General features: G+C 60.0%; 12 protein-coding genes and 3 tRNA genes. 7 read left to right on the forward strand and 8 right to left on the reverse strand.

What is annotated here, in order from left to right; all coding sequences use genetic code 11:
• Positions 1–53 precede the first annotated feature (53 nt).
• The 4 genes from I6E81_RS12475 to I6E81_RS12490 all read left to right on the forward strand — a co-directional run bounded on the left by I6E81_RS12475 (position 54) and on the right by I6E81_RS12490 (position 2,746).
• Positions 54–509, forward strand: coding sequence for a hypothetical protein (locus tag I6E81_RS12475; RefSeq protein ID WP_197108240.1), 456 nt, complete (start codon positions 54–56; stop codon positions 507–509).
• Positions 510–572: 63 nt separating this feature from the next.
• Positions 573–1,205 (forward strand): hypothetical protein, encoded by a 633-nt coding sequence (locus I6E81_RS12480; protein ID WP_197108242.1) that lies wholly within the window; start codon positions 573–575, stop codon positions 1,203–1,205.
• 101 nt (positions 1,206–1,306) lie between these two features.
• Positions 1,307–1,708 (forward strand): hypothetical protein, encoded by a 402-nt coding sequence (locus I6E81_RS12485; protein ID WP_197108244.1) that lies wholly within the window; start codon positions 1,307–1,309, stop codon positions 1,706–1,708.
• Between the two features lie 45 nt (positions 1,709–1,753).
• Positions 1,754–2,746: a site-specific integrase gene (locus I6E81_RS12490; RefSeq protein WP_197108246.1), complete on the forward strand. Its 993-nt coding sequence runs from the start codon at positions 1,754–1,756 to the stop codon at positions 2,744–2,746.
• Here I6E81_RS12490 and I6E81_RS12495 read toward each other — a convergent pair.
• The 6 genes from I6E81_RS12495 to I6E81_RS12520 form a co-directional block, all read right to left on the reverse strand.
• Positions 2,744–2,817: transfer RNA gene (locus I6E81_RS12495), tRNA-Met, on the reverse strand. The genes I6E81_RS12490 and I6E81_RS12495 overlap by 3 nt on opposite strands.
• 25 nt (positions 2,818–2,842) lie before the next feature.
• A tRNA-Thr gene (locus tag I6E81_RS12500) sits at positions 2,843–2,914 on the reverse strand.
• 99 nt (positions 2,915–3,013) lie between these two features.
• Positions 3,014–4,621: a peptidoglycan DD-metalloendopeptidase family protein gene (locus tag I6E81_RS12505; protein ID WP_307784158.1), complete on the reverse strand. Its 1,608-nt coding sequence runs from the start codon at positions 4,619–4,621 to the stop codon at positions 3,014–3,016.
• Positions 4,622–4,755: 134 nt separating this feature from the next.
• Positions 4,756–5,556 carry an inositol monophosphatase family protein gene (locus I6E81_RS12510; protein ID WP_197108248.1) on the reverse strand — a complete coding sequence of 267 codons (801 nt, stop codon included), beginning with the start codon at positions 5,554–5,556 and terminating at the stop codon, positions 4,756–4,758.
• Positions 5,557–5,641: 85 nt separating this feature from the next.
• Positions 5,642–6,757 carry an ion transporter gene (locus I6E81_RS12515; protein WP_307784160.1) on the reverse strand — a complete coding sequence of 372 codons (1,116 nt, stop codon included), beginning with the start codon at positions 6,755–6,757 and terminating at the stop codon, positions 5,642–5,644.
• 58 nt (positions 6,758–6,815) lie between these two features.
• A tRNA-Tyr gene (locus I6E81_RS12520) sits at positions 6,816–6,897 on the reverse strand.
• Between the two features lie 134 nt (positions 6,898–7,031).
• On the opposite strand from I6E81_RS12520, the gene I6E81_RS12525 reads away from it, so the two are divergent.
• Genes I6E81_RS12525 through cls form a run of 3 tightly spaced genes read left to right on the forward strand, consistent with a single transcriptional unit; the run spans position 7,032 to position 10,267 of the window.
• Entirely contained in the window at positions 7,032–7,520 is a 489-nt protein-coding gene (locus I6E81_RS12525) for a YajQ family cyclic di-GMP-binding protein (protein WP_197108252.1), read from the forward strand.
• 12 nt (positions 7,521–7,532) lie between these two features.
• On the forward strand, positions 7,533–8,732 hold the full coding sequence (locus tag I6E81_RS12530; RefSeq protein WP_197108262.1) for a sodium:proton antiporter: 1,200 nt from the start codon (positions 7,533–7,535) through the stop codon (positions 8,730–8,732).
• 59 nt (positions 8,733–8,791) lie between these two features.
• Positions 8,792–10,267 (forward strand): cardiolipin synthase, encoded by a 1,476-nt coding sequence (gene cls / locus I6E81_RS12535; RefSeq protein WP_197108264.1) that lies wholly within the window; start codon positions 8,792–8,794, stop codon positions 10,265–10,267.
• A gap of 56 nt (positions 10,268–10,323) precedes the next feature.
• On the opposite strand, the gene I6E81_RS12540 is transcribed toward cls, so the two are convergent.
• Complete coding sequence (locus tag I6E81_RS12540; protein WP_197108266.1) at positions 10,324–11,682, reverse strand: FAD-dependent oxidoreductase; 1,359 nt, start codon at positions 11,680–11,682, stop codon at positions 10,324–10,326.
• Positions 11,683–11,738: 56 nt separating this feature from the next.
• Entirely contained in the window at positions 11,739–12,815 is a 1,077-nt protein-coding gene (locus I6E81_RS12545) for a polyprenyl synthetase family protein (protein ID WP_197108268.1), read from the reverse strand.
• Between the last annotated feature and the right edge of the window lie 17 nt (positions 12,816–12,832).

A 12,832-nucleotide genomic window follows, 5' to 3' on the forward strand; every position in this document is an offset into this window, starting at 1 on the left:
GGGAGCCTTTCGTCTACCTCGCCAATGATGCGACGAATCAAGGAGAAGGTGTCATGGAGAGCGAAGAACTAACTCTTTGGATTCAAGCGAGTGCGATTGTCGTCGCGGTCGTCGCGTCGATTGTCGCGCTTTTCATTTCTTGGCGTGACCGAGTCAATGCCCGTCTCATCGCGTCAGAGGATAGACGAGCTGCGCTGCAACAGGCAAAGTTGATGTTCGACCTAGAAGCTCTTCTCAGGCTTCTCGAGAACCAGAATCGGGGTGGATCAACGGACGATCTAGAACGCGCGCAACTTGGGGCGGAGACGATGGCCCTAGTCGGCCTGATCGGGGAAGACCGACTCCCAATCCTGTGGAAGAGACGGATCGGCTACGACGACGCGGGATTGCGCGCCAAACTTACAACAGCGGAGTCTGAGACTCCTACTCACATGAAGCACACGATCGAAACACAGCTCGCACTCAACGAAGTTGTCCGCGAGATTTACGCTGCGGTAAATCGCAAGTAGAGTTCGCGATGTTCAAGCTCGGCGGCAGCCCAAGCTTGTGTCGATTCGTCGATTGGATTAGATATGGCTGGCCCTGCCGTCGGATATGAGAGTTACCCCGAAGTACAACAACTGCACAGGTCGATCGGTGGCTACACAACTAACTTCTCAGAGTTGATCTCGAGCATGCGCAATGCCCTCGAGACGTTCCTCGCTCCGCCTGACATGGAGTTTGTGCAGCCTGACCCGCTTCTGCGCATATTGTTCGTTTCGATGACTGCTAAACCCATCTCGGACGCATTCTTCGCCATGACGGGGTCAGTTGCGGAGCTAGACGAACGCGGGAAGGCGATAAGGAGAACGCTGCGCAACAGCGTCTCCGCCCAAATTTCCTTCCGCAACGACATCGCGCATGCTGATTGGTCATTAGGTTGGGAAATCGTTGACACTGGCGAACGAGTCCCCGACACCGCTTTCAAGACTAAGTCGATCGGTGGAGAGCTACAGCATGTCAATCTCAACATGGGAACGAACACGATAATTCGGAATATCAACCTCCTGCAAGAGTTGACTGAGAGTGTCAGGCTATTCGGAGAGGTCTGCCGGGACGTCCAGTGTGCACGTGAGCCGAAACGCTTACACGAACTAAAGATCATCCCCGCCGCGTCTGGGGTCTCCGCTCGTGTGCACAGAATCCGACGTGAGGCGTCTTCTTGATCTTGTATAGAAGATTTCGGGAGAACACCACACGGTTGGAATGACAGTGCTTGCGTCGTAGGCTGTAGTCGCGAATTGTAGAACTACGGGACGAGGACAAGATGGCGGATTTTCGATCTGAGCGCATGCCCACGCCCGAAGGCGAAGGGCGCGCCAAGGCCGCCCTCGAAACGGCCTATGAGTCGTATTACAAGCGGAACACAGCCTTCAACAAACGGCTGTTCGGCGCCTTTCCAGAGCTGCGGGAAGCACTCAGAGGTCATACCGGTGCTCGTATCCTCGACTTGCTCGGATTCTGGCTCATGTGGCAAATAAGCGGCGGTTTCGACGGAACCCAGAAGGCCCTCGGGATTAGCAAGTCTCAGATGTACCGCCGTGTAGCCCTGTTTCGTGAGGCATTCGGGGAGCACCCGGACGTGTGCGAGTTCCCCGGCATCACCGTCGACCCTGCGGCATTCCTAGCCGGAATGGCTGAGCGGTTCGAGCACAACAAAACTTCGTAGTCGCATAATTTGCGTGTAGCGCCAAACTCCCGCTAGTCCCGCATTATGCGAGTAGACGAAGCGGAGACGGTTGGCGCGTTTCACGCTGCCTACTCATCACTCGTCTACGAAGGACTGACGTCCAACGCAGTCGCTGCCTACGACCGCGCATGGCGCTTGCGGCTCGCTCCCTCACTGGGTCGCCTTCCCTTCGCTGAACTCCGCCCGATTGTCATCATGCGCGCACGCGCAGAGTGGGACGGCGCAGCGTCTACGAAACAGGATGCCTTCGCCCTGCTTTCGCGATTGCTCGACTTTGCCGTGCTGGATGGGCGCCTCCCGTCGAACCCATGCCGCGCGCTACCACGTAGCCGCCAGAAGTCGACAGATGCAGACCCCTTGGCTCGCGCTATCAGCGAGCAGCAGACACGACGGATGTTGGAGCTGACCGCTTTTCACCCATACGGCCAACGTGCACTGGCAGGCCTGGTCTTTACTGGCCTTCGCCTCGGTGAGCTGGTTGGACTGCGTTGGGAGGATGTAGACACTTCACGCGGCCTGATAACCGTTCGACGCACGCTCTCCCCTAACGGGAGCGGTCGCCTCGAAACGCGGCCCACAAAGAGCGGCCACCTCCGCGACGTGCCAATTCTCGATGACCTCGAGCCGTGGCTCGATTCGGCACGCGAAGCCGGGCACCCTCACGTATTCACCGGTGTTCGCGGTGGACCGTTCGACAGCGGCAACCTCGCGCGTGCCGTGAGGTGGTTCTCATTGCGCGACAACATCGCGACTTTCGCCGACGGCGCTCCCCTGCGATTCCATGATCTGCGGCACACGTTCCTCACGCGGCTCGTCCGCCTTGGCGTTACGCCAACGCAGGTACAGAAGATCGCCGGTCACGCCTCGATCACTACGACTGAGCTGTATACGCGCTCGTCGTCCACCGAAGCGGCGCTAGCCGCTAGAGCGACCGTGAACGGTGCGACTCGTGAGGTCACTTCCCGAGGGGGTGAAGCTGCGGCAAACCACGGGTTTACCAGCACTTTTAACTTGTAGCTGAGGCGGGATTCGAACCCGCGACCTCACGATTATGAGTCGTGCGCTCTCACCAACTGAGCTACTCAGCCGCATCATCCAATTACTGGATAAGCGAGCCCCCTGTGGGAATCGGACCCACTACCTCTTCCTTACCAAGGAAGTGCTCTACCAATGAGCTAAGGGGGCACACAAAAGCGCTGAACGCGCAATTGGCACCGTAAGAGACTAGCACCCGTTTAGGGCCTCTAAGTACGCTTTTGGGTCAAAATCGACCCTACAAGAAGATTAGTCGACAGCATTCGTCGTGAGCCAAGCATAGGGGTCAACGGGAACACCATCGAGGTGTACTTCGAAGTGCAAGTGTGCGCCGTAGGCGATACCAGTTTCACCAACGAGACCGATAAAATCGCCGGCCTTAATCTCTTGTCCAACCACAAGCGGGCTGGAGTCGGTGATCATGTGGGCGTAGAGGCTTTCGACCTGCTGCCCGTTGATGACGTGGCTAATGATCGCGTGATATCCGTAGCCCGACCAGTCGGCCTGGATGAGGTCAACAGTGCCGTCTGCGATTGCATAGATGGGCGTACCGGATGCGGCCGCAAAGTCTGTTCCCTTGTGGAAGCCGCCGACGCGATCGCCGAAACCATCAGTGATGGGGACCGTATAGGGGAACGGCCAGCGCACAGCACCGACAGTCGCGTTGTAGTCGTAGTCGACTCCCGCATACTGCAGCGCCAGAACTTCGGCGTAGGAGATGACCTTGATGCTGTCGTGGGCAGCGAGTTCGCTTTCGACTTCACCCGACACCGCCAAAGACTGCGACGGGCGAACGTTGTTGCTGAGGGCCGCGAGATCTGCTTCCGGGGCAATAGCTGCCGTGATCGCAGCGTCGCCATCCACGAACGCGTTCGAGGGCACCGAGACGCCCACCAGGATCGCCCCAGCAAAAAGCATGGCGACGAAGGAGAAGGCTTTGGATGCGGCGGCCTTCGTGCGGCGACGGGGCGTTCCACTTGGTGCGAATGCTGCACTCGAAACCCAGACGCGCTTCGACTTCACGGCGGAGCCACGTGGCGCGCGTGAAGCCGGAGCCGTGGCAACCTTCGTCGGCTTCGGCGCACGAGCACTCGTGGCAGCTTTGCCCGACTTCGCTCGCTTCTTTCTCGGCAGATCGTGCGCAACGCGCGCAGCCGGAGCGACAGCCACAGAAGTGGATGCGATAGCCGGATCAGGGGTGATGCCAAAAATGCTGAGCGGCTCGTCGGACGAAGCCTGTTCAGCCACCAGATCTGACGCAACCGACGCGGTGGATGCGGGCACCGTCGCGATCGGCGCGGTGAAGAGTCGTTCCGAAACGGTTGGGGCTCCCGCTGCTGGCGCAGTGGCGCCGAGCACCGACGCCGAAACCGAGGCGGGCGCTGTGGGGATCGCCGGCACTGCCGCTGCGTTGGCCTGCTGGGCGCGCAAAGAGCGTCGGCTGGGCAGCGAAGCTTCGACCACCGGGGCCGTAGTGATTACGGGAGCCGCTTCGACGACAACAGCCACGTCAATGGCGGGTGCCCGCTCAACCACTACCGGCGCGTGGTCGGCAGTGGGCTCATCCATCGAGTGCGGCGTAAACAGGTCAGCGAGCACGGGAGTAGTCGGCGCCTCCACCGACGGGGTAGCAGCGGACTGCTTCGTGCTGCGCTGCTTCGTGCCGTGCTTCTGCTTAGCGTCAAGCTGAGCCACGCGTTCGAGCTCGCGCAGTTGCTTTCGAGTGAGCGGAGCGTTGCCCGCGGTTCCCGGTTGCTGTGGGAACAGGTGGTCTTGGCTCATAGAGCGAGACCGGCGTGACGGGAGGAGAGAGTCGCTGCGGCGCTGGCGCTCGTCAGTGACATTCTTCTCCTCCACGCGATTCACCTGCTAGGTGTGAATGCATAATTCGGGTATGAACCTACGCGCGTACGGGTTGCACGCAGGTAACAGATTCATAAAGGCTAGCGCGCAAGTGGTCTAGTTGCCACACCTTTTTAAAGTGGTCTAGTTCACGCGTCTAGCTGCATTAATACTGCCTCAAGTTTCTGGGCAACGGCTGGTTCCGCAGCCAAGATAAAGTCCTTGCCTTCAGCCTGCGTTCCCCGGCCTTTCACCGTAGCGCCAGCCTCGCGGGCGATGAGCGCACCGGCCGCATGGTCCCACGGGTTCAGGCTTTCTTCGTAGTACGCATTCACGCGCCCCGATGCCACCATGCAGAGGTCGAGGGATGCGGTGCCCATTCTGCGAATGTCGCGAACCTGGGGAAGCAGTCCTGCAACCACTCGCCCTTGTTTCACTCGCAGCTCTTGCAAATAGGAGAACCCCGTCGCTACCAAAGCCTGCGAGAGGTCTACTGCTTCGGCCACCTGAAGTCGTTCGCCGTTGAGGAACGCACCGCCGCCGGCCGTGGCGGTATAGGTCTCCTGAGCGCCGAGATTCACGACAGCCCCGGCGAGCGCGCGCCAGGTCGAAGGGTCGGGGTCGCCTTCGACAACGGCAACGCTGATGGCGTAGTGCGGGATGCCGTAGAGGTAGTTCACGGTGCCGTCAATGGGATCAACAACCCAGGTCAGTCCGCTCGTGCCCGTATTCGCTTCGCCTTCTTCGCCCAAGAATCCATCGTTGGGGCGCGCGGCGGCGATCAGGCTGCGGATGAGTTCTTCGCTTTCGCGGTCGGCGAAGGTCACGACATCCACTGACGATGTCTTGCGATCGGCAACGGCGACACCTTCGATGCGGCGCCGAGCGGCGAGCTCTGCCGCCTGCGTGGCAACGCTGCGGGCAAGGTCGAGGAGTTCGTCATGAGGCATGACTTAAGCCTAGGGCTCAGCGGAGGATGCGAGACCCGCACGACAGGACCCCGGCAACAGTGCCGCGCCTACAAGCGGCGAGATGTCATCCGATCGCAGGTGAAGTCAGCGCACCGTGCGCATTGATCCGAGCGCGAATGGAACGAGAGAGAGCGAGGGCAGCCTGATCGTCGGCGGCGCGCTGTTCAGCAGCCCCATCAGAGAGACCCCTAATTAGTGCCATATCGGCGGCGAACAACGTTCGCGCCCAGTCTGCGTGCGATAGCTCTTTGTGCCCGGCGAGCGCCTCGTGCAGTCGCTGCGCTTCCTCTTTCAACGCTGCGGAAGTTTCGATACCCCACACCTGAAGAACTTCGTCCGGAGCAGAGTCTGTCGTCGACAATCGAGCTAGGCCGGTGGATAGCAGGGCGAGCTCGTCGTCGTCCAGTTCCAAGGCCAGGCGCGGACTCTCTTTTTCCGCCTCAGCACCTGCTGCCTCTTCGCGCTCCACACGCAGCGATTGCATGGTGTCGACGATGACGGCAATAAAGAGGTTGAGCGTAATGAAGGCTGCGATCAGGATGAACGGCACAAAGAAGAGCCACGCTAGCGGCATCACTTCCATGATGGGGCGAACGATTCCCATCGACCAACTTTCCAGCGTCATGATCTGAAAGAGCGAGTAGGTCGACTTTCCAATGTCTCCGAACCATTCGGGGAACGCATCGCCGAACAGTTCTGTTGACATGACGGATGCGACGAAGAAGACGAGGGACATCAACAGTGCGATGGCGCCGATGCCGGGGAATGAGCGCAGTAGCGCTTCCACGACCATGCGCACTTGAGGCAGGAACTTCACGACGCGCAGGATTCGCAGCACGCGCAATGCCCGCAGCACCGAAAGCGGCCCAGAACTCGGAACAAGGGCGATCGCAACAACGATGAAGTCGAAAACGGTCCAGCCGTCGGTGAAGAAGCGCTTCGGACCGTAGGAGACGAGCTTGAGCAGCAACTCAATAACGAACACCACGAGCGCAATGCTGTCGAGGGCATGAAGCACGCTGTAGGTGGTCGTTCCCTCCTCGGCCGCGGTAGCGAGGGCAATCACCACGGCGTTCACGATGATGACGGCGAGAACGAAGTTCTGCACTGGGGCTGAGTCAACGAACTGCGCTAACCGATGACGAAAAGACGGGCTCTCGGGAGAAGAAGTTAGAGTCACGCGCCTATTATTCACGAAAGGCCCCACACTGTGCGCGCGGGGCCTTTCGGTATCTCGGTGGCGAGTGGGGGATTCGAACCCTCGAATGCGATGCAGTCTGATTTACAGTCAGATCCCTTTGGCCACTTGGGTAACTCGCCGAGACGCCTCCGGCCACATGTATTCATCTGACCGAACGCGCTGAACCAGAATACAAGGAATCTGGGCTTCACGTGACCACTTCCCGAAAACTGGTCGGTGGGAGTTCTCGGCCGACCGCGGGTAGCATGGGCGCATGGCTGATTCTTCGTTTGACATTGTGAGCAAAGTTGACCAAATGGAGGCGGAAAACGCCGTCAACCAGGCGCAAAAAGAGCTTGCTCAGCGTTACGATTTCAAGGGCGTAGGCGCCTCGGTGGAGTGGACTGGCGAAAGCCTCCTCCTCAAGGCAAGCGCTGAAGAGCGCGTGAAAGCGGTTCTCGAGGTGCTCGAGGCCAAGTTCATCAAGCGCGGCATCTCGTTGCGCAGCCTCGACGCCGGCGAGCCTTTCCCCAGCGGCAAGGAATACCGCATCGAGATCAGCCTCAAGAACGGCATCTCGTCAGAAGACGCCAAGAAGATTTCGAAGATCATCCGCGACGAAGCTCCCAAGAGCGTCAAGTCGCAGATTCAGGGCGACGAACTGCGCGTGCAGTCGAAGAGCCGCGACGACCTTCAGGCCACGATGGCACTGCTGAAGGGCAAAGACATCGAAGTCGCTCTCCAGTTTGTGAACTTCCGCTAAGACTCCCCCAGCATGGATGTTTTCCTGCTGATCTTTGCTGCGACCCTGCTGGTTGCGGTGCTGTTCTCTGCGCTCGCGGGGCGAACGGTACTGTCGGCCGCTGTGCTGTTTTTGGTTGTCGGCTTTGTGATCGGCTCGGAGACAACGGGCATCCTCGATATCGATTCGTCGTCGACCGAGGTCTCGACAATCGCCGAGATCGCACTCTTTGTAGTGCTCTTCACGGATGGCATGAAGATGGGCTGGGGTGACTTGCGCAAGGCGTGGCGACTTCCCGGTCGCGCTCTCGGGTGGGGGTTGCCTCTCACTCTCGGCATCACAGCGGTATTGGCGCATTTCATGCTGGGGCTGGATTGGCCTGAAGCGTTACTGATCGGCGCGATCCTTGCCCCCACAGACCCGGTGTTCGCGGCCGCCCTTGTCGGCAACAAACAGGTGCCGGAGCGGTTGCGTCAGCTGCTGAATGTGGAGTCGGGCGTCAACGACGGTTTGGCGCTGCCCTTTGTGGTCGTGTTCTTGGCTGTCAGCTCGGGCTCAGAAGATTTGCACTTGGGCGAGCTGGGAATAGAACTTCTCGCGGGCACCGCCATCGGTATTGCGGTGCCGTGGATCGTCATCAAGGCCCTCCACACTCGGCTGTTTGCTGCTGCCGGCGTCTTCGAGCCGATCGTGCCGATTGCTATCGGCCTCTTGGTGTTCGCGCTGGCAAGCTATACCCACGCGAACCTCTTCTTGGCTGCGTTTGCCGCTGGTGTGATGGTGGCAACGGTGGGGCAAAAGGAGCGCGAAGCCTTCGAGGAGTTCGGCGAGATCATTTCCGAGCTTCTGAAACTCTTGGCGCTCATGGTCTTTGGCGCTCTCTTGTCGTTCAAGTTCTTGGGCGAAATCGCGTGGACGGGCTGGCTCTTCGCCGTGCTCGCGCTGATCGCTGCTCGCCCGATCGCGCTGTACTTCTCGTTCCTCGGCTCCGGCCTCTCCATGCGTGAACAGGTTGCCGCCATGTGGTTCGGGCCCAAGGGGTTCGCGTCGGTCGTGTACGTGCTCGTCGTGGTCTCGGCCGACATCCCGGCCGGCGACCTTATTTTCCACATCGTGGCGCTCACGATTGCGATGTCGATCGTCGCCCATTCGTCAACGGATGTCGTGGTGGCTCGATCGTTCGTCACGCCCGATGAGACCCCCGCTTGGCAGGGCCCTCCCCCGCGCTGGTAGCCGCCGCGTCGCCGCGACCAGGCAGTCGGTTACTGGCGAGAACTCGGTAGACTTCGCCCATGGACCTGAGCGGCATCGACTTCAGCTTTACAGCGGTATTAGCTGCCTTTCTTGTGCTTCTCGACTTCGCGATTCGGGTGCTGTCGCTCATCTACGTTCCTCGCAATCGCCGACCGCAAACCGCCATGGCGTGGCTGCTGGCTATCTTCTTCATTCCCTATGTCGGCATCCTGTTGTTCTTGATTTTCGGCAGCCGCAAGCTCCCCAAGGGGCGACGCGATAAGCAGTCCGAAATCAACCAGTTCATCCTCGAGTCCACGGAGGGCATGGACCAGGTCAAACAGGATCAACCATGGCCGCTATGGCTTGCTCCCGTGGTGGAGCTCAATCGCACGCTTGGCGCGATGCCTCTCGTGGGCGGCAACTCTGCAACGCTCTACTCCGACTATCAAGAATCGTTGGAGGCGATGACTGCAGCGGTCAACGATGCCAACAACTACGTTCATGTTGAGTTCTACATTCTGAGTCTCGACCCCACCACTGCGCCATTCTTTGACGCGTTGGAAGCCGCCCACAACCGCGGTGTTCGGGTGCGCGTTCTGCTCGATCATCTGGCATCGCTTCGCGCTCCCGGATACCTCACCACCATCCGTCGCCTCAAGAAAATCGGTTTGCAGTGGGAGGTCATGCTCCCCCTCCAGCCGCTCAAGTGGAAGTTCCAGCGCCCCGATCTGCGCAATCACCGCAAGCTGCTCGTCATCGACAACAAGCTTGCGTTCACGGGTTCTCAGAACATGGTCGATTCCACCTACAACAAGCGTGTGAACAAAAAGCGCGGGTTGCAGTGGAAAGACCTCATGGTGCGTTTTGAGGGACCGATCGTTGCGGGAATCCATGCACTCTTCATCACCGACTGGTACAGCGAAACGAACGAACTCTTAGTGCGTGAGGCGTCGCTGGCACCTCCCACCGCATCCACAGCGAGCCTCGATGCTCAGGTTGTGCCGAGCGGCCCTGGCTTTGAGGGAGAGAACAACCTGCGGCTGTTCAACTCGTTGCTCTATGCCGCTCAAGAGCGCGTGATCATCACGAGCCCGTACTTTGTGCCCGACGATTCGATGCTCTACGCCATCACTACTGCCGCGCAGAGCGGTCTCGATGTGCAGCTCTTCGTCTCGGAGGTGGGCGACCAGGCTTTGGTTTATCACGCGCAACGCAGCTACTACGAGACGCTGCTTCGTGCCGGGGTAAGAATCTGGCTCTACCCCACCCCAACGGTGCTGCACGCCAAGCACTTCACCATCGACGATCAAGTCGCGGTGATTGGCTCAAGCAACATGGACATGCGCTCGTTCAGCCTCAACCTTGAAATCTCGGTGATGGTTCGCGGGCCGGAGTTCATCGCTGAGATGCGCGAGCTCGAGTCCGAGTATCGCGGTGTCAGCCGCGAACTCACCCTTGAGGAGTGGATGGAACGACCACGACGGTCAAAGGTGCTCGATAACCTCGCGCGGCTCACCGCCGCCGTTCAGTAACGACAGCGGCACGTCACGCCGCATTCGGCTTTCCGTGGGCGATCGGCCTTGAACTGCTATTCCGAGTCAGTGGCTCTGGATGCCGCAATCATCTCGTCGCGGTCGACGAGCTTGATGCGCGCGCGGCCCTCAGGCTCACCGAGAGCGATCTCGTGGGCATCCAGCGACTGCCACCCCTGCAGGTTCGTGTACTCGACACCACGGCTCGTGAGGAGGTCGATGACGGACTGCTCATCGGGATGCTCGGGAGCCCACCAGTTGGCCTGATCATTCATGACGTGGCTGATGGTTTCCATCGCGTCAGACTTGGTGTGGCCGATGAGACCGACTGGCCCACGCTTGATCCACCCGGTCGCATAAACGCCATTGACCTGTTCGTCGTTGTCGTCGATGACTTGACCCTCACGGTTGGGGATCACACCACGGCGGTCGTCGAACGGGATGCCGTCGAGCGGCGATCCAAAGTAGCCAACAGCGCGATACAGGCTCTGAACCGCAACCTCACGGAACTCGCCGGTGCCGACCACTCCACCTTCACCATCGGGCTTCGTACGTTCGTAACGGAAGCCTTCAACGCGATCGGTGCCGAGCACCTCAACGGGGCCAGCATAGAAGTGCAAGTGCAAGCGGCGGGATGCCGTGCCCTTTTCTTCGCCACGCCACTTCGTGAAGATGCGGTCGAGCACCATGATCTGTTTGTTGGATTCGATGGCCGCTTTCGAGGCAGCGTCGTAGTCGAAGTCTTCTTCGTAGACGACGAGGTCGACGTCGTTGAGTTCGCCGAGTTCCCGCAGTTCGAGCGGCGTGAACTTCACTTGCATCGGTCCACGGCGGCCGAAGACGTGCACGTCGGTCACGGGGCTCGATTTAAGGCCCTCGTAGACGTTGGCGGGGATCTCTGTCGGCAGCAGGTCATCCGCGTGCTTAGCGAGCATTCTGGCGACGTCAAGGGCGACGTTTCCATTGCCGATGACGGCGGTCTCTTTCGCGTCGAGAGTCCACTCGCGCGGAACGTCGGGGTGACCGTCGTACCAGCTGACGAAGTCGGCGGCACCGTGGCTGCCTGGCAGCTCGATTCCGGGAATCGGCAGCGGGGCATCCCGCACAGCACCGGTCGAGAAGATCACGGCGTTGTAGTGCTTCTTGAGGTCGTCGAGCGTGATGTCGCGACCGTACGTGACATTGCCGAAGAGGCGGATGTTGCCGGTGTCGAGCACGTCGCGCAGCGCATTCACGATGCCTTTGATGCGTGGATGATCGGGCGCAACACCGTAGCGAACAAGACCGTATGGTGCCGGCAGTTGCTCGAACAGGTCGATCGACACTTCGAACTGTCGCTCCGCCTTCAGCAGGATGTCGGCAGCATAGATTCCGGCGGGGCCAGCACCAACAATGGCGAGTCGCAGTTTGCTCATCAGTTGTCGTTTCCGTTCATCTCGGGGCGCCCGGGGCGCGGGCGAGTATGGAGTAGTTAGTTCGAGCGTTCGACGACGTTTTCGGCGAAGCGCGTGAGTGCCTTCTTGACGGGACCATCGGGCAGCGGCGCAAGAGCGTCAACAGCTTCGCGACCCCAACGACGGGCTTCGTCCAACGTTTTCTTCGTGACGGGATGCTCGCGGAGCTCGGTCACGGCAGCATCGAGAGCTTCGTCGTCGCCTTCACCATAGAAGTTGGCATTCACGTCGCGCTCAATGCGGGTCAACAACTCGGCAGCATCGCTGTTGGTGACGGCGAGCTCGCGCAAGTACAGCAGCGGCAGCGTGGCAACGCCACTGCGCAGATCGGTTCCCGCCTGCTTGCCCGTCTTGCCGGTCTCATCAGACAGATCAATCACGTCATCGATGAGCTGGAAGGCGATGCCGACCTTTTCGCCGAACTCGCGAACCGGCTTCGTGTACTCCACCGGCGCATTCGAGAACATCACGCCAACCTCGGCGGCGGTCGCAATGAGCGACCCCGTCTTGTCGGCCAGCACCTGCAAGTAGTGCTCAACTGGGTTTTCGCCCGGCTTCGGGCCCAAAGTTTCGTGCAATTGGCCGAGGCACAACCGTTCGAACGTGTTCGCTTGCAACATCAGGGCCTCTTCGCCGAGACCCGCGACAAGCTTGCTTGCCCGCGCGAACAACAGGTCGCCCGTGAGGATCGCGACCGAGTTGCCCCACACGTTTTGAGCGCTCGGAACTCCGCGGCGCAACTGCGCTTCGTCCATGACATCGTCGTGGTAGAGCGACGCGAGGTGAGTGATCTCTACGGCTTGAGCCGCCGTCACCACCTCAGCGTTATTGCCCTCACCGAGCTGAGCCGTGAGCAGCGCAAGCACCGGACGCACGCGCTTGCCGCCCGCTTCGAGCAAGTAGCGACTCGTGGCATCCGCAACGTCGTCAGCGAAGGCCATGTGGGCCAGGAGTCCGGCCTCGACCTGGTCGAGACCTTCCTCAATCGCGGCAGCAAAACGACGCTCATCACTCGAGGCAAAGAGCTTCTCGCCCAAGCCCAGTGAGGAGCTCAGGGTGTTGCTGCGGCGAGCAGACGGAACACTCGGGTTCACTATCAACCGGTTTCTTT

The sequence above is a fragment of the Salinibacterium sp. NG22 genome, from assembly GCF_015864925.1.
Lineage (GTDB): Bacteria > Actinomycetota > Actinomycetes > Actinomycetales > Microbacteriaceae > Rhodoglobus.

What these genes read in the sequence shown, in the direction of transcription:
- I6E81_RS12475 (WP_197108240.1), top strand. Translation starts at nt 54, where the DNA reads ATGGAGAGCGAAGAACTAACTCTTTGGATTCAAGCGAGTGCGATTGTC.
- I6E81_RS12480 (WP_197108242.1), top strand. Translation starts at nt 573, where the DNA reads ATGGCTGGCCCTGCCGTCGGATATGAGAGTTACCCCGAAGTACAACAA.
- I6E81_RS12485 (WP_197108244.1), top strand. Translation starts at nt 1,307, where the DNA reads ATGGCGGATTTTCGATCTGAGCGCATGCCCACGCCCGAAGGCGAAGGG.
- I6E81_RS12490 (WP_197108246.1), top strand. Translation starts at nt 1,754, where the DNA reads ATGCGAGTAGACGAAGCGGAGACGGTTGGCGCGTTTCACGCTGCCTAC.
- I6E81_RS12510 (WP_197108248.1), bottom strand. Translation starts at nt 5,556, where the DNA reads ATGCCTCATGACGAACTCCTCGACCTTGCCCGCAGCGTTGCCACGCAG.
- I6E81_RS12525 (WP_197108252.1), top strand. Translation starts at nt 7,032, where the DNA reads ATGGCTGATTCTTCGTTTGACATTGTGAGCAAAGTTGACCAAATGGAG.
- I6E81_RS12530 (WP_197108262.1), top strand. Translation starts at nt 7,533, where the DNA reads ATGGATGTTTTCCTGCTGATCTTTGCTGCGACCCTGCTGGTTGCGGTG.
- cls (WP_197108264.1), top strand. Translation starts at nt 8,792, where the DNA reads ATGGACCTGAGCGGCATCGACTTCAGCTTTACAGCGGTATTAGCTGCC.
- I6E81_RS12540 (WP_197108266.1), bottom strand. Translation starts at nt 11,682, where the DNA reads ATGAGCAAACTGCGACTCGCCATTGTTGGTGCTGGCCCCGCCGGAATC.